The organism is Micrococcus sp. KRD026 (assembly GCF_017168445.1).
GTDB lineage: Bacteria > Actinomycetota > Actinomycetes > Actinomycetales > Micrococcaceae > Micrococcus > Micrococcus luteus.
On the sequence record NZ_JABFBA010000029.1, the window covers coordinates 26,919 to 46,309 of the forward strand.

16 protein-coding genes are annotated in these 19,391 nt (G+C 73.6%); 11 read left to right on the forward strand and 5 right to left on the reverse strand.

Annotated features, from left to right (window positions below; all coding sequences use genetic code 11):
* The 10 genes from J1M40_RS10315 to J1M40_RS10360 all read left to right on the forward strand — a co-directional run.
* On the forward strand, positions 1 to 727 hold a 727-nt coding region (locus J1M40_RS10315; RefSeq protein ID WP_206450776.1), incomplete at its 5' end, for a hypothetical protein.
* 72 nt (positions 728 to 799) lie between these two features.
* The gene (locus J1M40_RS10320) at positions 800 to 2,014 is read left to right on the forward strand and encodes a PLP-dependent aminotransferase family protein (RefSeq protein WP_144818978.1); all 1,215 of its coding nucleotides are present in this window, start codon (positions 800 to 802) and stop codon (positions 2,012 to 2,014) included.
* 94 nt (positions 2,015 to 2,108) lie between these two features.
* The gene (locus J1M40_RS10325; protein ID WP_144819549.1) at positions 2,109 to 3,707 is read left to right on the forward strand and encodes a fumarylacetoacetate hydrolase family protein; all 1,599 of its coding nucleotides are present in this window, start codon (positions 2,109 to 2,111) and stop codon (positions 3,705 to 3,707) included.
* A gap of 2 nt (positions 3,708 to 3,709) precedes the next feature.
* A complete protein-coding gene (locus tag J1M40_RS10330) occupies positions 3,710 to 4,411 on the forward strand; it encodes a GntR family transcriptional regulator (RefSeq protein ID WP_041102616.1) in 702 nt (233 codons plus the stop codon).
* A gap of 83 nt (positions 4,412 to 4,494) precedes the next feature.
* The gene (gene hpaE, locus J1M40_RS10335) at positions 4,495 to 6,039 is read left to right on the forward strand and encodes a 5-carboxymethyl-2-hydroxymuconate semialdehyde dehydrogenase (RefSeq protein ID WP_135039689.1); all 1,545 of its coding nucleotides are present in this window, start codon (positions 4,495 to 4,497) and stop codon (positions 6,037 to 6,039) included.
* Positions 6,040 to 6,302: 263 nt separating this feature from the next.
* Positions 6,303 to 7,469: a 3,4-dihydroxyphenylacetate 2,3-dioxygenase gene (hpaD, locus tag J1M40_RS10340; protein ID WP_134377411.1), complete on the forward strand. Its 1,167-nt coding sequence runs from the start codon at positions 6,303 to 6,305 to the stop codon at positions 7,467 to 7,469.
* 394 nt (positions 7,470 to 7,863) lie between these two features.
* Positions 7,864 to 8,649 (forward strand): 2-keto-4-pentenoate hydratase, encoded by a 786-nt coding sequence (locus J1M40_RS10345; protein WP_119217764.1) that lies wholly within the window; start codon positions 7,864 to 7,866, stop codon positions 8,647 to 8,649.
* Positions 8,650 to 8,773: 124 nt separating this feature from the next.
* Positions 8,774 to 9,634 (forward strand): HpcH/HpaI aldolase/citrate lyase family protein, encoded by an 861-nt coding sequence (locus J1M40_RS10350; RefSeq protein ID WP_036383620.1) that lies wholly within the window; start codon positions 8,774 to 8,776, stop codon positions 9,632 to 9,634.
* Between the two features lie 208 nt (positions 9,635 to 9,842).
* Complete coding sequence (locus tag J1M40_RS10355) at positions 9,843 to 10,793, forward strand: hypothetical protein (protein ID WP_070709504.1); 951 nt, start codon at positions 9,843 to 9,845, stop codon at positions 10,791 to 10,793.
* A gap of 172 nt (positions 10,794 to 10,965) precedes the next feature.
* Complete coding sequence (locus J1M40_RS10360; RefSeq protein WP_070709506.1) at positions 10,966 to 12,462, forward strand: YdiU family protein; 1,497 nt, start codon at positions 10,966 to 10,968, stop codon at positions 12,460 to 12,462.
* 27 nt (positions 12,463 to 12,489) lie between these two features.
* Here J1M40_RS10360 and J1M40_RS10365 read toward each other — a convergent pair whose 3' ends face one another.
* Both J1M40_RS10365 and J1M40_RS10370 read right to left on the reverse strand, forming a co-directional pair.
* Positions 12,490 to 13,779, reverse strand: coding sequence for an NAD(P)/FAD-dependent oxidoreductase (locus J1M40_RS10365; RefSeq protein ID WP_078026212.1), 1,290 nt, complete (start codon positions 13,777 to 13,779; stop codon positions 12,490 to 12,492).
* Positions 13,776 to 14,105 carry a bifunctional 3-phenylpropionate/cinnamic acid dioxygenase ferredoxin subunit gene (locus tag J1M40_RS10370; RefSeq protein WP_002857882.1) on the reverse strand — a complete coding sequence of 110 codons (330 nt, stop codon included), beginning with the start codon at positions 14,103 to 14,105 and terminating at the stop codon, positions 13,776 to 13,778. The genes J1M40_RS10365 and J1M40_RS10370 overlap by 4 nt, the downstream gene beginning before the upstream one ends.
* Positions 14,106 to 14,425: 320 nt before the next feature.
* Between J1M40_RS10370 and J1M40_RS10375 the strand changes: the two genes are divergently transcribed.
* Positions 14,426 to 16,294, forward strand: coding sequence for a LysM peptidoglycan-binding domain-containing protein (locus J1M40_RS10375; RefSeq protein WP_206450777.1), 1,869 nt, complete (start codon positions 14,426 to 14,428; stop codon positions 16,292 to 16,294).
* A 187-nt stretch (positions 16,295 to 16,481) separates the two neighbouring features.
* Here the strand turns inward: J1M40_RS10375 and J1M40_RS10380 are convergent, their stop codons facing one another.
* From J1M40_RS10380 to J1M40_RS10390, 3 genes are read right to left on the reverse strand one after another with little or no spacing between them, the layout of a single operon-like run.
* Positions 16,482 to 17,147 (reverse strand): 3-oxoacid CoA-transferase subunit B, encoded by a 666-nt coding sequence (locus tag J1M40_RS10380; RefSeq protein WP_081097772.1) that lies wholly within the window; start codon positions 17,145 to 17,147, stop codon positions 16,482 to 16,484.
* An 8-nt stretch (positions 17,148 to 17,155) separates the two neighbouring features.
* Positions 17,156 to 17,920 (reverse strand): 3-oxoacid CoA-transferase subunit A, encoded by a 765-nt coding sequence (locus J1M40_RS10385; protein ID WP_070709346.1) that lies wholly within the window; start codon positions 17,918 to 17,920, stop codon positions 17,156 to 17,158.
* 49 nt (positions 17,921 to 17,969) lie between these two features.
* On the reverse strand, positions 17,970 to 19,247 hold the full coding sequence (locus J1M40_RS10390; RefSeq protein WP_144862411.1) for a thiolase family protein: 1,278 nt from the start codon (positions 19,245 to 19,247) through the stop codon (positions 17,970 to 17,972).
* Between the last annotated feature and the right edge of the window lie 144 nt (positions 19,248 to 19,391).

Sequence of the window (19,391 nt, forward strand, 5' to 3'; positions counted from 1 at the left end):
GCCCTCCCCTCCCCGCGCCCTGCGGCTCATGGGTGCCGTGGCCGCCGCGTGCCTGCTGGCCGGCTGCGCGGTCGACCCCGGCCTGGCCGAGGACTCGGCGTCCGACGACGGCGTGCCCCTGCCCGCGACGGAGGGGTACCAGCCGCTGACGGTCTACCTCGCCGTCGCGGAGACGGAGGCGGTCCCGGGGACGAGCGGCCGGCCCTTCGGCTGCGGCGACCTGCTGGTGCCCGTGCAGACCGTGCCGACGGACACCGAGGACGAGGCGGACGCCGCGCTGGACTTCCTGTTCGCGGACGAGCAGGGCTGGCACGGCGACCCGTCGCTGTGGAACGCCGTGTTCGACGCGCGCGAGACCCTCACCCCGACCGGGCACCGCCGCGAGGGCGACGTGGAGATCTTCACCTTCACCGGCACCGTGACGCCGGAGGACGACTGCACGGCCGAGCGGATCCGCGCCCAGCTGCAGGCGACCGCCGCCGCCTTCACGTCCGCGGGCCAGGTCCGACTCGAGGTGGACGGCCGGGACCTCGACGACGTGTTGGGGCTCGAACCGCTCCGCCTCGGCGAGTCCGTGGACGTCCCGCAGGGGGACCCCACGCCGAGTGGGGAGCCGAGCGACGGATCCGGCGGGCAGACGTGGGCGCCGGAGGGCGAGTCGTCCTGGGGTCCCGCCGAGCCGACCCAGGGCACGTGGTCCCCCGCCCAGGAGCCGAGCACCCCCTGATCGCGCGACCCGCCGTCGTCGCCCGTCATCGGGCCTGCACCGTCGGCCGCGTCGTGCTATAGGGTGCCGAGCGTGCGGAACCTCCGAGATCACCTGTCCCAGCGCGCCGTCGGCGTGAAGCAGTCCGCGGTCCGCGACGTCTTCGACATCGCGATGGACCCGAACCTCGTCTCGCTCGCGGGCGGGAACCCGTGGCTCGCCGACCTGCCCCTCGACGAGCTGGGCCGGATCGCCTCCGACCTGATGACCCGGTTCGGCACGGAGTCCCTGCAGTACGGCCCGGGCCAGGGCACCGAGGAGATGCGCGCCGCCGCGACCGCCGTGATGGCCGCCGACGGCATCCCGGACGCGGATCCCGAGCTCGTGGTCATCACCCCCGGCTCGCAGGCCGCGATCGACACCGCCTGCCGGGCGTTCGCGAACCCGGGCGACGTCGTCGTGGTGGAGGACCCCACGTTCGTGGGCGCGTTGACCACCTTCACCACCTGGCAGCTCGAGGCCGTGGCCACGGGCACCGACGACCACGGCCTGGTGCCCGCGGCCCTCGACGAGACCCTGACCCGCCTGGCCGCCGAGGGCCGCCGCGTGGCCTTCCTCTACACGATCCCCTCGTTCGCGAACCCCTCGGGCGCCCTCCTGCCCCCGGGCCGCCGCGCCGAGGTGGGCGCGATCTGCGAGAAGCACGGCGTGCTCATCGTGGAGGACAATCCGTACGGGCAGATCGCATTCGACGGCGAGCCCGTCGCCCCGATCGCCGCCGACCACCGGGACAACGTGGTCCACCTCGGCACGATGTCCAAGATCTTCTCCCCGGGCGTGCGCATCGGCTGGGCGCTCGTGCCGGCCGCGCTCAAGCGCGAGTTCTACCTGTGCGCGGAGTCGGCCTACATCCACGCGTCCACGTACTCGCAGATGCTCTCCACCGCCTTCGTCACGCAGCTGGACTGGCAGGGCCACGTCCGCCACGTGACCGGGCTGTACCGCGAGCGGGCCGGGGCGCTCGTGGACGCGGTGCGTGAGCACTGGGACCCGGGGGTCGAGTTCATCACCCCGCAGGGCGGCTTCTTCCTGTGGGCCACCCTGCCGACCGGGGTGGACACCCTCGAGGTGATGCACCGCGGCATCGAGGCGGGCGCGGTGTTCGTGCCGGGGGCGGCCTTCACCCCCGTCGAGGGCACGCACTCCACCCTGCGCCTCGCGTACTCGTTCGTGGACGCCGAGAAGCTCGTGGAGGGCGTGCGGCGCCTGGCCCCGGCGGTGAACGAGTCGATCGCCCGGGCCCGCTGAGCCGCGGCGGGCGCCCACGACGACGTCGGCCCGGCGCGTCTGCCGGGCGTGCGACCTCTTCCCCGGGCCCGCGAGATCGTATACGATCTCGCCCATGACGCAGAGCACACCGGAGCCCACGCCCACCGTCACCGAGCACGACTTCACCGTCCGGGAGAACCGGCCGGGCAAGGTGCTCGCCGTCCACCTGAACTACCCCTCCCGCATCGCCCAGCGGGGCCGGTCCCCGCAGGCCCCCGGCTACTTCCTCAAGGCCGGCACCTCCATCGCCCGCAGCGGCGACACGATCGAGCGCCCCGCCGGCACCGAGCTGCTCGCCTACGAGGGCGAGATCGCGCTGATCATCGGCCGCACCGCCCGGCGCGTCAGCCCGGAGGAGGGCTGGTCGCACGTCTCCGGCATCACCGCCGCCAACGACTGGGGCCTCTACGACCTCCGCCACGCGGACAAGGGCTCCAACGTCAAGAACAAGTCCGGCGACGGCTACACCCCGCTCGGCCCCGCGGTGATCTCCGCCGCGGGCCTGGACCCGGCCGCCCTGCGCGTGCGCACCTGGGTCAACGGCGAGATCGTCCAGGACGACACCACCGAGGGCCTCGTCTTCCCGTTCGGCCAGCTCGTGGCCGACCTCTCGCAGCTCATGACGCTCGAGGAGGGCGACGTCATCCTCACCGGCACCCCCGCCGGCTCCTCCGTGGCCCGGCCGGGCGACGTCGTCGAGGTGGAGGTGGACGCCCCCAGCGCCCCCGGCGCACCGACCACCGGCCGCCTGGTGACGACGGTCGTCGACTCGGAGCACGCCCTGGCCCCGTTCGGCGCGCAGCCGCAGGTGGACGACGTGCAGCGCGAGGAGGCCTGGGGCTCCCGCGAGGCCGCCGGTCTGGCCCCGCAGGCCGCGGCGCCGTCGTCGTCCGCGGTGGACGAGAACGGCCACTGGGTCGCGAGCGCCCCGCAGCCGGACCGCTCCCTGCTGACCCCCGAGCTGCGCGCCAAGATCGACGCCATCGCGGTGGCCACCCTCACCGCCCAGCTGCAGAAGCGCGGCGTCCAGAACGCGACCATCGACGGCCCGCGCCCGATCCACCGGGGTCGGCGCGTCCTCGGCTACGCCAAGACCCTGCGCTACATCCCCAAGCGCGAGGACCTGGCCAAGGAGTTCGGCGGCGGCTTCAACGCCCAGAAGCGGGCGATCGACTCGGTGCAGCCGGACGACGTGGTGGTCATGGAGGCCCGTGGCGAGCACGGCACCGGCACCCTCGGGGACGTCCTGGCCCTGCGCGCCCAGGTGAACGGCGCGAACGCCGTGATCACGGACGGCGGCATCCGCGACTCCGCCGCCGTCGCCGAGGTCGGCCTCCAGGTGTACGCCGGCGCCACGCACCCGGCGGTGCTGGGCCGCCGTCACATCCCGTGGGAGGTCGGCGGCACCATCGCCTGCGGCGGCACCACCGTGCAGCCCGGCGACATCATCGTCGGCGACGACGACGGTGTGGTGGTCATCCCGCCGTCCCTGCTCCAGGAGGTTGTGGACGACGCCTACGAGCAGGAGCTCCAGGACGCCTGGGCGTACGAGCAGGTCAAGGCCGGCTACCCGGTGGACGGGATGTTCCCCCCGAACGCCGAGTGGAAGGCCAAGTTCGCCGAGTACCGCAAGACCCTGCCGGACGCCCCGGCCCCGGAGGGCGACGCCTGAGCATGCGCCGCACGGACATCGGAACGGTCGGCCTCGCAGGCGCCCCCGTCTCCAAGGCGGACCGCGCCTACCAGGCGATCCTCGAGGGGATCCGGGACCAGCGCCACGAGCCGGGCGACCGGCTGGTGCTGTCCCAGATCGCCGCGGAGCTGGGCATGTCCGTGGTGCCCGTGCGGGAGGCGATCCGCCGCCTGCAGTCCGAGAAGCTGGTGGCCTACGAGCGCAACGTGGGCGCGACCGTGGTCGGCATCGATCCGGTCGAGTACCGCCACACCATGGAGACGCTGGCGCTGGTGGAGGGGTTCTCCACCGCCCAGTGCGCCCCGCACGTGACCGCCGAGGACCTCGCGGCGGCCCGCGAGGTGAACGCGACCATGCGCGCGATGACGGAGTCGGAGACGGCCTGGGACCCGGTGGCGTTCACCGAGCTCAACCGCCGCTTCCACTCGATCCTGTTCGAGCATCACCAGAACGAGCACGTGCACGACCTGGTGCACCGCGGCTGGAACCGCCTGGCCGCGCTGCGCTCCTCCACGTTCGCGTACGTGCCCGGCCGGGCGGTGGCCTCCGTGGACGAGCACGAACACCTGCTGCGCCTGATCGAGGACGGGGCGCGCTTCGAGGAGATCGAGGCCGCCGCCCGCGCCCACCGCCTGAACACCCTGCACGCCTACCTGGAGCACAGCGCCGAGCCGTCCGCGTGACCGCCGGCCGGACCGGCGCCGACGCCGGCTGCTCCAGGCCCCGATCATCAGACCCACCCGAAGCACTCAGCGAAAGAGACACCATGACGGAGAAGACCAGCATCGAGGCCCGCACGCCCGAGGGCCTGCCCGACGTCCTGCGCCACTACATCGACGGCGAGTTCGTCGACTCGATCGACGGCGACACCTTCGAGGTGCTCGACCCGGTGACCAACGAGCCGTACCTGACGGCCGCCTCCGGCAAGGCCGCGGACATCGACCGCGCCGTCGCCGCCGCGAAGCGGGCCTTCGAGTCCGGCGAATGGTCCCAGGCCCTGCCGCGCCAGCGTTCCCGTGTGCTGCACCGGATCGCCGACATCATGGAGACCCGCGGCAACCAGCTGGCCGAGATGGAGTGCTTCGACACCGGCCTGCCGATCAAGCAGGCGAGGGGCCAGGCCGCCCGCGCCGCCGAGAACTTCCGCTTCTTCGCGGACCTGATCGTGGCCCAGCACGACGACACCTTCAAGGTGCCGGGCCGCCAGATCAACTACGTGAACCGCAAGCCGATCGGCGTCGCCGGCCTGATCACCCCGTGGAACACCCCGTTCATGCTGGAGTCCTGGAAGCTGGCCCCGGCCATCGCCACCGGCAACTCGGTGGTGCTCAAGCCCGCCGAGTTCACCCCGCTCTCGGCCTCCCTGTGGGGCGGGATCTTCGAGGAGGCCGGCCTGCCGAAGGGCGTGTTCAACATGGTGCACGGCTTCGGCGAGGAGGGCTACGCGGGCGACCCGCTCGTGAAGCACCCGGACGTGCCGCTGATCTCCTTCACCGGCGAGTCCCGCACCGGCCAGATCATCTTCGCCAACGCCGCCCCGCACCTGAAGGGCCTGTCCATGGAGCTCGGCGGCAAGTCCCCGGCCGTGGTGTTCGAGGACGCGGACCTGGACGCGGCGATCGACGCGACCATCTTCGGCGTGTTCTCCCTGAACGGCGAGCGCTGCACCGCCGGCTCCCGCATCCTGGTCCAGCGTTCCGTCTACGACGAGTTCGTGGAGCGCTACGCCGCCCAGGCCTCCCGTGTGAAGGTCGGCCTGCCGGACGACGAGACCACCGAGGTCGGTGCGATCGTGCACCCGGAGCACTTCGAGAAGGTCATGTCCTACGTGGAGATCGGCAAGACCGAGGCCCGCCTGGTGGCCGGCGGCGGTCGCCCGGAGGGCTTCCCCGAGGGCAACTTCGTGCAGCCCACCGTGTTCGCGGACGTGGCCCCGGACGCCCGGATCTTCCAGGAGGAGATCTTCGGCCCGGTGGTGGCCATCACCCCGTTCGACACGGAGGAGGAGGCCCTGCAGCTGGCCAACAACACCAAGTACGGCCTGGCCGCCTACATCTGGACCAACGACCTCAAGCGCGCCCACAACGTCGCGCAGAACGTGGAGGCCGGCATGGTGTGGCTGAACTCCAACAACGTGCGGGACCTGCGCACCCCGTTCGGCGGGGTGAAGGCCTCCGGCCTGGGCCACGAGGGCGGCTACCGCTCGATCGACTTCTACACCGATCAGCAGGCCGTGCACATCAACCTCGGCGAGGTCCACAACCCGGTGTTCGGCAAGCAGGAGCAGGCCGCGGCGAAGATCGACGGCTGAGCCCGCGCCGACCGGCGACCACGACGGCGCCCGCACCTTCCGCACGAAGGTGCGGGCGCCGTCGTCGTGGTGGGGCCGGGCCGGGCCTCTCCCCCGGCCCACCCGACGCGGGGTGAGTTGTCGCGGGTGCGGGCGCCCCGGACCCGCGACAACTCAACCCGCGTTCCTCGACGGCCTTCCCGCCGGTCGCCTGGATCGTATACGATCGAGTGAGCGACCGTGTCCCAGGCCACAGCGCACCGCCCCCTCACCAAGGAGCACCGATGACCAACCTCGAGAGCCGCCAGAAGACCTCCTCCGGCTTCTTCGTCACGAAGGAAGCCCCCATCGACCCGGAGAACCCCCTCCCCACCCCGACGTCCGAGGCGCCGGACATCCTGCGCTGCGCCTCGATGGAGCTCGTGGTCACGGACCTCGCCCAGTCCCGCGAGTTCTACGTGGATGTGCTCGGCCTCGTGGTCACCGAGGAGGACGAGGAGACCGTCTACCTGCGCTCCATGGAGGAGTTCATCCACCACAACCTGGTGCTGCGCCAGGGCGAGACCGCCGCCGTGGCCGCGTTCTCCTACCGCGTGCGCACCCCCGAGGACCTGGACAAGGCGGTCGCCTTCTACGAGGAGCTGGGCTGCCGCGTGGAGCGCCGGAAGGACGGCTTCGTCAAGGGCGTCGGCGACTCCGTGCGCGTCGAGGACCCGCTGGGCTTCCCCTACGAGTTCTTCCACGACGTCGAGCACGTGGAGCGCCTGGCCTGGCGCTACGACCTCTACACCCCGGGCGCCCTGGTCCGCCTGGACCACTTCAACCAGGTGACCCCGGATGTGCCGCGTGCCGCCCGCTACATGCAGGACCTGGGCTTCCGCGTCACCGAGGACATCCAGGACGAGAAGGGCACCGTCTACGCCGCGTGGATGCGCCGCAAGCCCACCGTGCACGACACCGCCATGACCGGCGGCGACGGCCCCCGGATGCACCACGTGTGCTTCGCCACGCACGAGAAGCACAACATCCTGGCGATCTGCGACAAGCTCGGCGCCCTGCGCATGTCCGACCACATCGAGCGCGGCCCGGGTCGCCACGGCGTCTCCAACGCGTTCTACCTCTACCTGCGTGACCCGGACGGCCACCGCGTGGAGGTCTACACCCAGGACTACTACACCGGTGACCCGGACAACCCCGTGGTCACCTGGGACGTGCACGACAACCAGCGCCGCGACTGGTGGGGCACCCCGGTCGTGCCGTCCTGGTACACCGACGCCTCCCGCGTGCTGGACCTCGACGGCAACCTGCAGCCGCTGGTCTCCCGCACCGACGACTCGGAGATGGCCGTGACCATCGGCGCCGACGGCTTCTCCTACACCCGCGAGGGGCAGGGCGAGGAGTCCATGCCGGAGTGGAAGCAGGGCGAGTACAAGCTCGGCAACCAGCTCTGACCGGCACTGCCGGCACCGCTCCGGGACACCACGACGACGGCGGGCACCCAACGCAGGTGCCCGCCGTCGGCGTCCGCCCTCCCTGCCACCCTCCGCGTCTCCCCGCCCCGCGCCGTTCGAGGCGGAAAATCCATCTCATTCGAGCCAGGAGGGCCAGTTTGAGCTCGATTTCCCGCCTCAAAGCGTGGGGAGCAGGGGTGTCCCGCCTCGCAGACGGGCGTCGGGGGGCTGGCCTGGCTCACGGTGCACCGCCGCCAGCCCGGGCTGGGCATCGGGACGCGCACCCCGGACTGATCCGGGGCGGTGACAGGATGGCGACGGGGCCGGGGGCCGAGCCGCGTAATCGTATACGATCAAGGCCAGGCCCCTGCCCGTCGTCGTGAAGGAGACCGCTGTGCTGGACCACGAGACCCACCTCAAGATCGCCGACGAGCTGCACCGCGCGGGCATCGACCGCGTGCCCGTGCCGCGGCTGACCGCGCGCTACCCGGAGATGGAGATCGAGGACTCGTACGCCATCCAGCGCATCTGGGCCGAGCGTCAGGTCGAGGCGGGCCGCCGCAAGGTGGGCCACAAGATCGGCCTGACCTCCAAGGCCATGCAGGACGCGACCGGGATCGACGAACCGGACTACGGCGTGATCTTCGACGACCAGGTGTTCGAGTCCGGCCACGTGTACGAGTGGAAGAAGTACACCCATCCGCGCATCGAGATGGAGCTGGCGTTCGTGCTGCGGGACGAGCTGCGCGGGCCCGGCCTGAACCTGATGGACGTGCTGCGCGCCACCGAGTACGTGGTGCCCGCGCTGGAGGTGCTGGACTCGCGCATCGAGATGGCCGGCCGCACCATCACGGACACCATCTCGGACAACGCCGCCCTGGGCTCCCTGGTGATCGGCGGCCGCCCCGTGGGCGTGCACGACGTCGACCTGCGGTGGGTCTCCGGCATCCTCTCCCGCAACGAGGAGATCATCGAGACCGGGGTGGCCGCGGGCGTGCTGAACCACCCGGCCAACGGCGTGCACTGGCTGGCCAACCGCATCGCCGAGCACGGGGACGCGCTCGAAGCCGGTGAGATCGTGCTCGCCGGCTCCTTCACCCGCCCGATGTGGGTGTACGAGGGCGACACCGTCTACGCCGACTACGGCCCGCTCGGCACCATCACCTGCCGCTTCGCCTGACCCGCCCGTCGGCCCGCGCCCGCCCGCAACGCGGGTTGACCTATCACCAGTACGACGCCGCTCCACCCGCGACAACTCAACCCGCGTCGGGTGGAGGGCGCGGAGAACCCCGGAGGAACGTCCCATGCCCGTCCGCCACAACCCGCAGCCGCTGTTCCGCGACCTCTTCACGCCCGAGGCCGTCGCCGCCCGTGGGGGCCGCCCCGCCGCCGGCATGTTCCTCTCCTCGGGGGACCCGACGACGGCGGAGATCTGCGCCGGCGCGGGCCTCGACTACCTGCTCATCGACGCCGAGCACGCCCCGCTGACCCTGCAGGACGTCCTCGCCCAGCTGCGCACGATCGCCGGCTACCGCGTGCCCACCCTGGTGCGTGTGCCGGCGCTGGACACCGTGGCCATCAAGCAGTTCCTGGACCTGGGCGCCCAGACGCTGCTGGTGCCCATGGTCGACGACGCCGAGATGGCCCGCAGCGCCGTGGCCGCCGCCCGCTACCCGGACGGCTCCGCCGAGGGCGGGGTGCGCGGCGTGGGCTCCGCCCTGGCACGCTCGGGCCGCTGGAACCGGATCCCCGGCTACCTGCCCGGCGCGGCGGACCACGTCTCCGTGATCGTGCAGATCGAGACTGCCGCGGGCGTGCGCAACGCCGACGAGATCGCGGCGGTGGACGGGATCGACGGCGTCTTCATCGGCCCCTCGGACCTCTCCGCGTCCCTGGGCCTGCTCGGCCAGCAGTCGCACCCGGACGTGGTGGCCGCGGTCGAGGAGGTCATCACGAAGGTCAAGGCCGCCGGGAAGTTCGTGGGCGTCAATGCGTTCGTGCCCGCGCAGGCCGACGCCTACGCCGTCGCCGGCGCGGACTACGTCAACGTGGGCGCCGACGTCGCCCTGCTGGCCCGGGCCGCCGAGGCCCTCGCCGACCGCTGGTGCCCGGAGCCGAGCGACGCCGCGGCCGACGGGGAGGGCGCGCCCCGCGCGTCGTACTGACCTGGTCATCCCCTCACTTCGGGGCGCGAAATCCACCCCATGGACGTCCGATCCTGGTCCATGACGTGGATTTCCCGCCTCGAATGGCTCGGGGCCGGCGCCCCGGGGAGGTCACCGCCTCCTGCACAACCGCGTCGGGCCCCCTCGTGCGTCCCCAGGCCCCCGCTCGTCCGTCTCGGGACGCGGAGCGACGGGGCACGCTCGCCGCATGCCCCGTCGTCCCGCCCCGCTGCCGCCGTCGATCGACCCCGCCGCCTTCACGGTCGACGACGCGCGCCGGGCGGGTGTGACGTGGTCCCGACTGCAGTCCTCAGACCTGCGGCGGCTGCGCCACGGCATCTACGGGCCGGCCGGCCCTGCGGCGGCCTCCGTCCGTGAGTGGACGATGGACGAGGTCCGCGCGTACCAGCGGCGCCACCCCGGCGTCGTCGTCAGCCATGAGACCGCCGCCCGCCTGCACGGCCTGACCGTGCCCGCACGGCTGCTGGCCCCCGGTGCGGTGCACGTCAGCGTCGGCACCTCGGGCGGCCGGCCGGTCCAGGCGGGTCTGGTGCCGCACCGCATCGAGGTGCCGGAGGGACAGCGGATGACGCGGGGCGGCGTGCTCGTGACGACGCCGGCCCGCACGCTGTGGGACCTGTGCGCGGCACGGTCGGCGCTCACCGAGCGGGACGTCGTCGCCGCCGGTGACGCGCTGCTCTGCCCGCCGTGGCTGCCCGGCGGCGGACGCGGGGCTCCCGCCTACACCCCGGAGGAGCTCGTCCGATCGCTGGCCGAACGGGGACGTTTCCGGGGGCGCGGACTGGCCCGGGCGGCGCTGGCGAGGATGCGCGTGGGGGCGGATTCGCCGCGCGAGACGCGTCTGCGGCTGGCGCTCGTCGACGCCGGGCTGCCGGAGCCCGAGGTGCAGTGCCGGCTGGACCCGTCAGACCGCCGCGCTCCGACGGTCGACCTCGGGTATCGGCAGTGGCGCCTCGCGTTGCAATACGACGGCGAGCACCACCGCACCGCCGAGCAGCAGGCCCGAGACGTGCTGCGCGACCGCTGGTGCGCCGACCACGACTGGCTCTCGATCAAGGTCATGTGGGCCGACGCCCGGGACGACTACGCGGACGTCGTCGCGCGGGTGCGGCGCCGGGCGGCCGAGTTCGGTGGGTGACCCGGTGAGATCCACGGCCCCCGCGGCCCGCCACGGCCCCTCGTTTCGAGGCGGGAAATCCAGCTCATAGCACTCTGGTCCACGCCCATGGGGTCGATTTCCCGCCTCGAAAGGACGGGCCCGGTGGGAGTCGGCCCGTGAACACCCGTGCTCCCCCACGTAGCGTGGCCCCATGACCACGTCCGCCCCCACCCTGAGCTCGCATTTCGCCGACACCTTCCCCGAGCTCGCCCTGCCCTGGCAGGCCCAGGTCACGGACGGCCCGCAACTCGTCCTGCTCAACGCCGGCCTCGCGGCGGAGCTCGGCCTCGACGCCGAGTGGCTCGCCAGCGACGACGGCGTCCGCTTCCTCACCGGCGAGCAGCCCGGCCCGCACGCGCGGCCGGTCGCGCAGGCGTACGCGGGCCACCAGTTCGGCCACTACTCCCCCCGCCTGGGTGACGGGCGCGCCCTCCTCCTCGGCGAGCTCACGGCCCCGGACGGTCGGCTCCACGACCTGCATCTCAAGGGCTCCGGTCGCACGCCCTTCGCGCGCGGCAACGCCGACGGGCAGGCCGTGCTCGGCCCCATGCTCCGCGAGTACGTGGTCTCCGAGGCGATGCACGCCCTCGGCGTGCCGACCACGCGGGCGCTCGCCGTCGTCGCCACGGGCCACCCGGTCCGCCGCGAGACCGTGCTGCCGGGCGCGGTGCTGGCCCGGACGGCCGCGTCGCACCTGCGCGTCGGCACGGCCCAGTACGCCGCGGCCCTCCCCGAGCAGGCGCACCCCACGGAGGTGCTGCGCCGGATCGTCGACGAGGCCATCGCCCGCCACCACCCGCACGCCACCGACGCCGAGCACCCCGCGCTCGCGCTCTACGAGGCGGTGATCGCCGCGCAGGCCGAGCTCGTCTCCCGCTGGATGCTCGTCGGCTTCGTGCACGGTGTGATGAACACGGACAACATGACCCTGTCCGGCGAGACTATCGACTACGGCCCCTGCGCGTTCATCGACGCCTTCGATCCGGCCGCGAGCTTCTCCTCGATCGACACCCAGGGCCGGTACGCGTACGGCAATCAGGGGCCCATCGCGGCGTGGAACCTCGCCCGGCTCGGCGAGGCCCTCGTGCCCGTGCTCGACGACGACCCCGACCGCGCCGTCGCGCTCGCCCAGGAGGCGCTGGGCAGGTTCCACGGCGCCCATCTCGCGGCGTGGCGGGGCGGACTGCGGGACAAGCTCGGTCTCCCGGCGTCGGTGGCGGAGGACGACGTCGCCGCGCTCACCGACCGCCTGTTCCCGTGGCTGGCCGCGGCGCGGGCCGACTGGACCTCGTTCTGGGTGCGGCTGGCCGAGCACACGGCGGCGCCCGTGGACGACGACGCGGCGCGCACCGAGGCGGCACGACTCGTCCCCGGCGCTCCGGACCCCGCGGGGCTCGCCGCCTGGCTCGCGGACTGGCGGGCGATGGGTCCCGATCCGGCCCGGATGCGCGCGGTGAACCCCGTCTACATCCCGCGGAACCACCTGCTCGACGAGGCCCTGACGGCCGCGGAGGGCGGGGACCTCGCCCCGGTCCACCGGCTGCTCGAGGCCGTCACGGATCCCTTCACCCCGCGCCCCGGGTTCGAGCGGTACGCGGAGCCGGGTCCGGCGGACGGGGCCCCGTTCGTCACCTACTGCGGCACCTGACCGCTTTCGTTGACGAAACGGGCGCCCTCACCCCCGCGCCAGCGACTTGACCGGCACGGCCGGGTCCGCGAGCGCGGCGGCGTCCACCACGATCCCCCGGTCGATGATGCGCCGGGCGGCCTTGACGGTCATGGGGTCGTCGATCGACGCGGCCCCGCGCAGGGTCCCGTCCGCGGCCAGCGCGAAGCTCGCCACCACGACGCCGCGCACCTCGCGGTCCACGATCCGCCCGCCGGCCGGCACCGTCATGTCCCCCACGGCCTCCACGTGGGCGTCGTACCGGTCGGACCAGAACCACGGGGCGCCCGGGGCGTCCGTCTGCTCCCCCAGGAGCGCCGCCGCGGCGGCCGCACCGGAACGCAGGGCCGGCTCCCAGTGCCGCGACGTGGCCCACGCGGACTCCCGGGCGCGCGCGGCGTCACCCACGGCCAGGATCCCGGGCACGGTCGTGCGGCCCATCGCGTCCGTGAGCACGCCGTCGGCCACCTCCAGACCGGCGTCCTCGGCGAGGGCGGTGTCCGGCACGGTGCCCCCGGCCAGCACCACGACGTCGGCGTCCACGGTCCGCCCGTCGTGGAGGTGGAGCCGGTGGGCGGCCGGCAGCGCGGCGCCGCCGTCGGCGTCCCGGTGCTCGATCCAGGCCGCCCGGCCGACCTCGACCGCGACCCCGTGCTCGACGTGCATCCGGTGCAGGCGGGCGGCCAGCGCCGGCCCGACGGCTGCGCGGGCCGGGGCGTCCGTCCCGGTCACGAGCGTCACCGCGGCGAGCGAGCGACGCGCCGCGGCCGCGACCTCCGCCCCCGTGAAGCCGCCGCCCACGACCGCCACCTCGGCCCCGAACGTCAGGCGGTCGCGCAGGGCCTCGGCGTCGGAGCGGGTGCGCAGGGTGATTAGGTCCGGGTGGTCGGCGCCGGCGACGTCGAGGGCCCGGGGTCGCCCGCCCGTGGCGAGCACGACCGCGTCCGCCTCCAGGACCCGCCCGGAGGCCGTCTCCACCCGGTGGGGCGCGGGGCCGCCGTCGGGGTGGACGCCGCCCGGCACCACCCGGACCGCCGCGTCCTCCACCAGCTCCACGCCGTGCTCGGCGAACCACGTCGGCGGGGCGAGCAGCAGGCGGCGCGCGTCCGCGTCGCCGGTCAGGAACTCCTTGCTCAGGGGTGGCCGGTCATAGGGCACGCCCTGCGGGTCCACGAGTGCGATCTCGCCCGCGAAACCGCGACGCCGCAGCTCGCGGACCACGGCGAAGCCCGCGACGCCGCCGCCCACCACCGCGACCGAGCCGGGCACGCCTGCCGGGGCCTCGACGTCGTGGCTCATGCGCCGGGGACGAGGTAGAGCTGGCCCTCGCGCTCCTCGACGCGGTGCACGCCGACGCCCTTGGTGGCGGGCAGGCAGAGCGCCTCGCCGGTGCGCAGGCAGAACTGCGCGGCGTGCAGCGGGCACTCCACCCGGTCGTCCTCGAGCCAGCCCTCGGCCAGCGAGGCGTCCTCGTGGGTGCACGTGTCGTCGATCGCGTGGAACTCGCCTGCGTCCGTGTGGAACACCGCGACGTCGTCCCTCGTCCCCGCCGTCGCCGCCGGGACGACGATCGCCTCGCCCTCCGGGACGTCCGCCGCCGCGCCGATGTGGATCGGCTCCGCCATGGTCTGCCTCCTCTGGTTCCCGGGCCGGGCGGCCCGTGGTGGTCTCCCGTCACCGTATCCCCCGGCGCGGACCCGACACCCCTCCGCTGTGCTCCGCCCCGGTGCCACACCGCGCCCACCTGTGAATGGATGAACCGGACATCACGGGGGCGTGAAATCACCCGACAAGCCTTCGAAAGATGTTCCCGGGAATGGTCGATCACGCTACGATCACGACGGCCTCTGGCCCTCATCCCGCCCTCACCACGCCACCGACCCGGGAAAGCGACACGGCCCGCGCCTGTCGTTCCTCGGGCACTCCACCTTCCGAAGGCATCCGCATGAAGATTCTCCCGCCGCGTTCCGCCGCGTCCCCCCGCCCGCTCGCGCCCGCCGTCGCGGTCGCCGCGCTCTCCGTCCTCGTCGGCGGCCTGCTCCCGCAGCCGCCGTCCGCGACCACGGAGGGCGCCCCCGACGCGCGCCCGCTCGACGACGCCGCCCGTGCCACGACCGCAGGGACGGCCACGACCCCCGCGTCGGCCGCTCCCGTCGAGGGCGCCGGCGTCGCGACCGTCCCGCAGGAGGGCGAGAACCTCGTCCCGGCCGAGGAGGCCCCGGCCGGCGTCGTGCTCGGCGAGCCCGTGGTGGACCGCCCGTTCACGGTGGCCGCCGCCGTGTGGGACGCCGCGGCGGACGACGCCGTCGAGCGCGTGGAGATCCGCGTGCGTCAGGACGGGGCCTGGGGCCCGTGGCAGGTCCTGGATCGGCCCGTCCTGCCCGAGGGCGCCGCCCCCGCGCGCACCGGCACGGACCCGTTCGTCGCGTTCGGCGCGGACGGCGCCCAGCTGCGCGTGACCACCGCCGACGGCGCAGCCCCGGCCGGCCTCGAGCTGTCCCTCATCGACCCGGGCACGGCCGCCACGGACGAGACCGTCGCGAGCGCGCACCCGGCGGTGGCCGCCGAGCAGGCCGCCGAGACCGCCGGTCTGCCCCGGGGCGTGAAGTCGAGCGCCGTCGTCGGGGGCGCGGAGCCCGCCGAGGCCCGCACCGTGGCCACGGCCTCGGACGCCCGCGCGAAGATCCTCCCGGACGTCATCACCCGCGCCCAGTGGGGCGCGGACGAGTCCTGGGCGGAGGACTCCCCGCAGTTCGACCAGGTGCGCGCGCTGACCATCCACCACACGGCCGGCACCAACGACTACTCGCGCGCCCAGGCCGTGGAGCAGATGCGCGGCATCTACGCGTACTACACGAAGACCCTCGGCTGGGGCGACTTCCCGTACCACCTGATCACGGACCGCTTCGGCAACATCTACGAGGGCCGCCGCGGCGCCCTGGACTCGAACCCGCTGGGCACGCACGCGGGCGGGTTCAACCGGGGCACGATGGGCATTTCCACGATGGGCAACTACGACGTGGTCGCCCCGTCCGAGGAGGTGGTGGACGCGATGGCCCGCGCCACCGCCTACTACCTGTACCGCGACGGCATCGACGCGCGCGGCCGGGTCACCCTGACCTCGGGCGGCAGCACGAAGTACGCCGCGGGCACCCCCGTCACCGTGGACACGATCTTCCCGCACCGGGCCACGTCCGCGACCGCGTGCCCGGGGCAGCACCTGATGGCCCGCTTCGACGACCTGCGGGACCGCGCCGAGGCCATCGCGACGGCGGCCGGCCAGCCGCCGACACCGGCCACCCCGGCTCCGACGCCGGCCCCGACGACCGCGCCGTCGACCGCCGGCACGTACACGGTGCAGCCGAACGACGGCTGGTGGACCATCGCCCGCCGCACCGGCGTGCCCGCGGCCACCCTCCAGGAGCTCAACGGCATGACCGAGGCGACCGTGCTCCACCCGGGCATGGTGCTGCGCACCGTCGCCGACCCGACCGCCCCGGAGCCCACCCCGATCACCACCGGCACCTACACGGTGCAGCCGAACGACGGCTGGTGGGTCATCGCCCGACGGACCGGCGTGTCCGCCGCGGAGCTCCAGCGGCTCAACGGCATGACGGCGTCGACCGTCCTGCACCCGGGGATGGTGCTCATCACGGCCGCCACGGCGCCGGCCGCCACGTACGTGGTCCAGGCGAACGACGGCTGGTGGCTCATCGCCCAGCGCACGGGCGTCTCCATGGAGCGCCTGCAACGCCTCAACGGCATGACGGTCTCGACCATGCTCCACCCGGGCATGGTGCTGCGCACCGCCTGAGCGCCCCGCCGGGACGACGTCGGCCCGCACCTGCGCGTGAAGGTGCGGGCCGCCGTCGTCGGTTGAGTTGTCACCGGTCGCAGGCCGCTGCACCCGGGATGAGTCAACCGACGTTGCTCCCCAGGACAAGTCGACGACGGCGCAGGCCTCCGGGAGCCCGTGGGGCCGGTGACTGCGGCGCGGCGGCTCAGTCCTCGAGCTTCTCGAACCGCACGCCGGGGTGCGCCGCCTCCAGCTCCTCCCACGTGATGCCGTGCAGCTCGCGGACCCGCACGACCCCGGAGGCGTCCAGCAGGAACACGCCCCGATCCGCGTAGATGCGGGAGACGCAGCCGACGCCGGTCAGGGGGAACGTGCACGCGGCCAGCAGCTTCGGATCGCCCTTCTTGGTGAAGAGATCCATCATCACGTAGGTGTCCTTGGCGCCGATCGCCAGGTCCATCGCGCCCCCGACGGCGGGGATCGCCCCGGGCTTGCCCGTGGACCAGTTGGCGAGGTCGCCCGTCGCGGAGACCTGGTAGGCGCCGAGGACGCACACGTCCAGGTGGCCGCCACGCATCATGGCGAACGAGTCGGCGTGATGGAAGTACGCGGCCCCGGGCAGCTCGGTGACGGGGATCTTGCCGGCGTTGATGAGGTCCTCGTCGATCTGCTCGCCCTCGGCCTGGGGGCCGAAGCCCAGCATGCCGTTCTCGGTGTGCAGGGTGACGTTCTTCTCCGCCTCCAGGTAGTTGGACACCGTGGTGGGCTGGCCGATGCCCAGGTTCACGAAGGAGCCGGGGGCGATGTCCGCCGCGATCGTCCGGGCGAGCTCGTCCTGGGTCAGCGGGGTGTCGGTCTGGGTGAAGCTCATGGCGCTCCTCACTTCCCCTCGGCGGCCTGCTCGGCCGCGGTGGTGGTGGCCGCGCACGGCTTGGGCCGGCCGGCGGCCAGGGCCTCGCGCTCCGCGCGCTCCTTCTCACCGGACGCCGTGGCGATCCGCACCACGGTGTCCGTGTAGATGCCGGGCGTGATCACGTGCTCCGGGTCGATGGGCTCCTCGCGGATCTCGTCCACCTGCACGATCGTGTGCTCGGCCGCGGCGGCCATGACGGGACCGAAGTTGCGGGCCGTCTTGCGGTAGACGAGGTTGCCGAAGCGGTCCGCCGCGTACGCCTTGATCAGGGCGACGTCGCCGCGGATCGGGGACTCGAGCACATAGTGCCTCCCGTCGATCTCGCGGACCTCCTTGCCCTCGGCCAGCGCGGTGCCGTAGCCGGTGGGCGTGAAGAACCCGCCGATGCCGGCCCCGCCGGCACGCAGCCGCTCGGCCAGGTTGCCCTGGGGCACGAGCTCCAGCTCGATCTCACCGGCGCGGTAGGCCTCGTCGAAGTGCCACGAGTCGGACTGGCGGGGGAACGAACAGATGATCTTGGCGACGCGAAGCTCCTTGATCAGCAGCGCCAGGCCCGCGTCCGCCTGGCCCGCGTTGTTGTTGACCACCGTGAGGCCGGTGGCCCCGGACTCGAGCAGCGCGTCGATCAGCTCCATCGGCTGCCCGGCGTCGCCGAACCCGCCGATCAGCACCGTGGCGCCGTCGGTGATGCGGGAGACGGCCTGCGCGGCCGTGTCCACGAACTCCAGCATGGGGACTCCTTCTGGGAGGGGGGGTCGGGTGGGTGCTCGGCCGGACGCGTCAGCGCGCGGCCACGTTCTCGAGGACGACGGCGATGCCCTGGCCCACGCCGATGCACAGCGCGGCCACGCCCCACCGCTCACCGGAGGCCTCGAGGCGGCGGGCCAGCGTGCCGAGCACGCGGGTGCCGGAGGCCCCGAGGGGGTGGCCGATCGCGATCGCGCCGCCCCAGGCGTTCACGATCTCCGGGTCCACGCCCCAGGCGTCCGTGCAGGCCAGGGACTGGGCGGCGAAGGCCTCGTTGAGCTCGACGGCGGCCACGTCCTTCCAGCCGATCCCGGCGCGGGACAGGGCCCGGTTCGCCGCCTCCACCGGCGCGTAGCCGAAGAAGTCGGGCTCGTTGGCGGCGGTGGCGCGGCCGGCGATGCGGGCCAGCGGCTCCAGGCCGAGCACGTCCGCGCCCGTCGCCGAGCCCAGGAGGGCGGCCGAGGCGCCGTCGTTCATGGGCGAGGCGTTGCCCGCGGTGACGGTGCCGTTCTCCCGGCGGAACACGGTGCGCAGGCCGGCGAGGGTCTCGGGGGTGGAGTCCGGGCGGACGGTCTCGTCCCGCTCCAGGTCCGTGCCGGACACGGCGGCCACGAGCGAGTCATACCGCCCCTCGTCCCACGCCCGCGCGGTGAGCCGGTGCGAGCGCGCGGCGAACTCGTCCTGGCGCTCGCGGGAGATGCCGAAGCGCTCGCGCAGCAGTTCCGTGGCCTCGCCGAGCGAGACGGTCCACTCCGGCGGCATCGCATCGTTGATCAGGCGCCAACCGAGCGTGGTGTTCGCCGCCGCCAGGTCGTGCATGGGGAACGGGCGAGTGGTCTTGGGCAGCACCCACGGGGCACGGGACATGGACTCCACGCCGCCCACGAGCACGACGTCCGCCTCCCCCACCTCGATCTGACGGGAGGCCATGATCGCCGCGTCCAGGGAGGATCCGCACAGCCGGTTGACGGTGGTGGCGGGGACGGTGACCGGCAGGCCGGCCAGCAGCGCGGCCATGCGGCCCACGTTGCGGTTCTCCTCCCCGGCCCCGTTCGCGTTGCCGAGCACCACCTCGTCGATCCGGTCCGGGCGGGCGCGGTCCGTGCCGGCCTCGATCGGGGCGCCGCGCACCTCGTCCGCCACGTCCTGCGCGCTCTCGCGGCGCAGCCCCGCCAGACCGGGGGCACGGTCCACGAGGGTCCGGAGCACGTGGGCGGCGAGGTCGTCCGGCCGGGAGCCGGCGAGCGCACCGCCGATCTTGCCGAAGGGGGTGCGGACGGCGTCGTACACATAGGCGTCCGTGACGGTCATGGCGGGGTCTCCTCTGCTGTGCGCTCGCGATCTCTCTCGCCGGTGACGCTAGCCCCGGCCCCGGACGCCGGGCCAGGAGAGTTCGTGCAACGCACACTTGTGCGCACAGCGAACGGTAGGCTCGCCGCATGCTCCCCAATCCCC

Coding starts and splice junctions, on each gene's coding strand:
- J1M40_RS10325 (WP_144819549.1), top strand. CDS start 2,109: ATGACGCAGAGCACACCGGAGCCCACGCCCACCGTCACCGAGCACGAC.
- J1M40_RS10330 (WP_041102616.1), top strand. CDS start 3,710: ATGCGCCGCACGGACATCGGAACGGTCGGCCTCGCAGGCGCCCCCGTC.
- hpaE (WP_135039689.1), top strand. CDS start 4,495: ATGACGGAGAAGACCAGCATCGAGGCCCGCACGCCCGAGGGCCTGCCC.
- hpaD (WP_134377411.1), top strand. CDS start 6,303: ATGACCAACCTCGAGAGCCGCCAGAAGACCTCCTCCGGCTTCTTCGTC.
- J1M40_RS10350 (WP_036383620.1), top strand. CDS start 8,774: ATGCCCGTCCGCCACAACCCGCAGCCGCTGTTCCGCGACCTCTTCACG.
- J1M40_RS10355 (WP_070709504.1), top strand. CDS start 9,843: ATGCCCCGTCGTCCCGCCCCGCTGCCGCCGTCGATCGACCCCGCCGCC.
- J1M40_RS10360 (WP_070709506.1), top strand. CDS start 10,966: ATGACCACGTCCGCCCCCACCCTGAGCTCGCATTTCGCCGACACCTTC.
- J1M40_RS10365 (WP_078026212.1), bottom strand. CDS start 13,779: ATGAGCCACGACGTCGAGGCCCCGGCAGGCGTGCCCGGCTCGGTCGCG.
- J1M40_RS10370 (WP_002857882.1), bottom strand. CDS start 14,105: ATGGCGGAGCCGATCCACATCGGCGCGGCGGCGGACGTCCCGGAGGGC.
- J1M40_RS10375 (WP_206450777.1), top strand. CDS start 14,426: ATGAAGATTCTCCCGCCGCGTTCCGCCGCGTCCCCCCGCCCGCTCGCG.
- J1M40_RS10380 (WP_081097772.1), bottom strand. CDS start 17,147: ATGAGCTTCACCCAGACCGACACCCCGCTGACCCAGGACGAGCTCGCC.
- J1M40_RS10385 (WP_070709346.1), bottom strand. CDS start 17,920: ATGCTGGAGTTCGTGGACACGGCCGCGCAGGCCGTCTCCCGCATCACC.
- J1M40_RS10390 (WP_144862411.1), bottom strand. CDS start 19,247: ATGACCGTCACGGACGCCTATGTGTACGACGCCGTCCGCACCCCCTTC.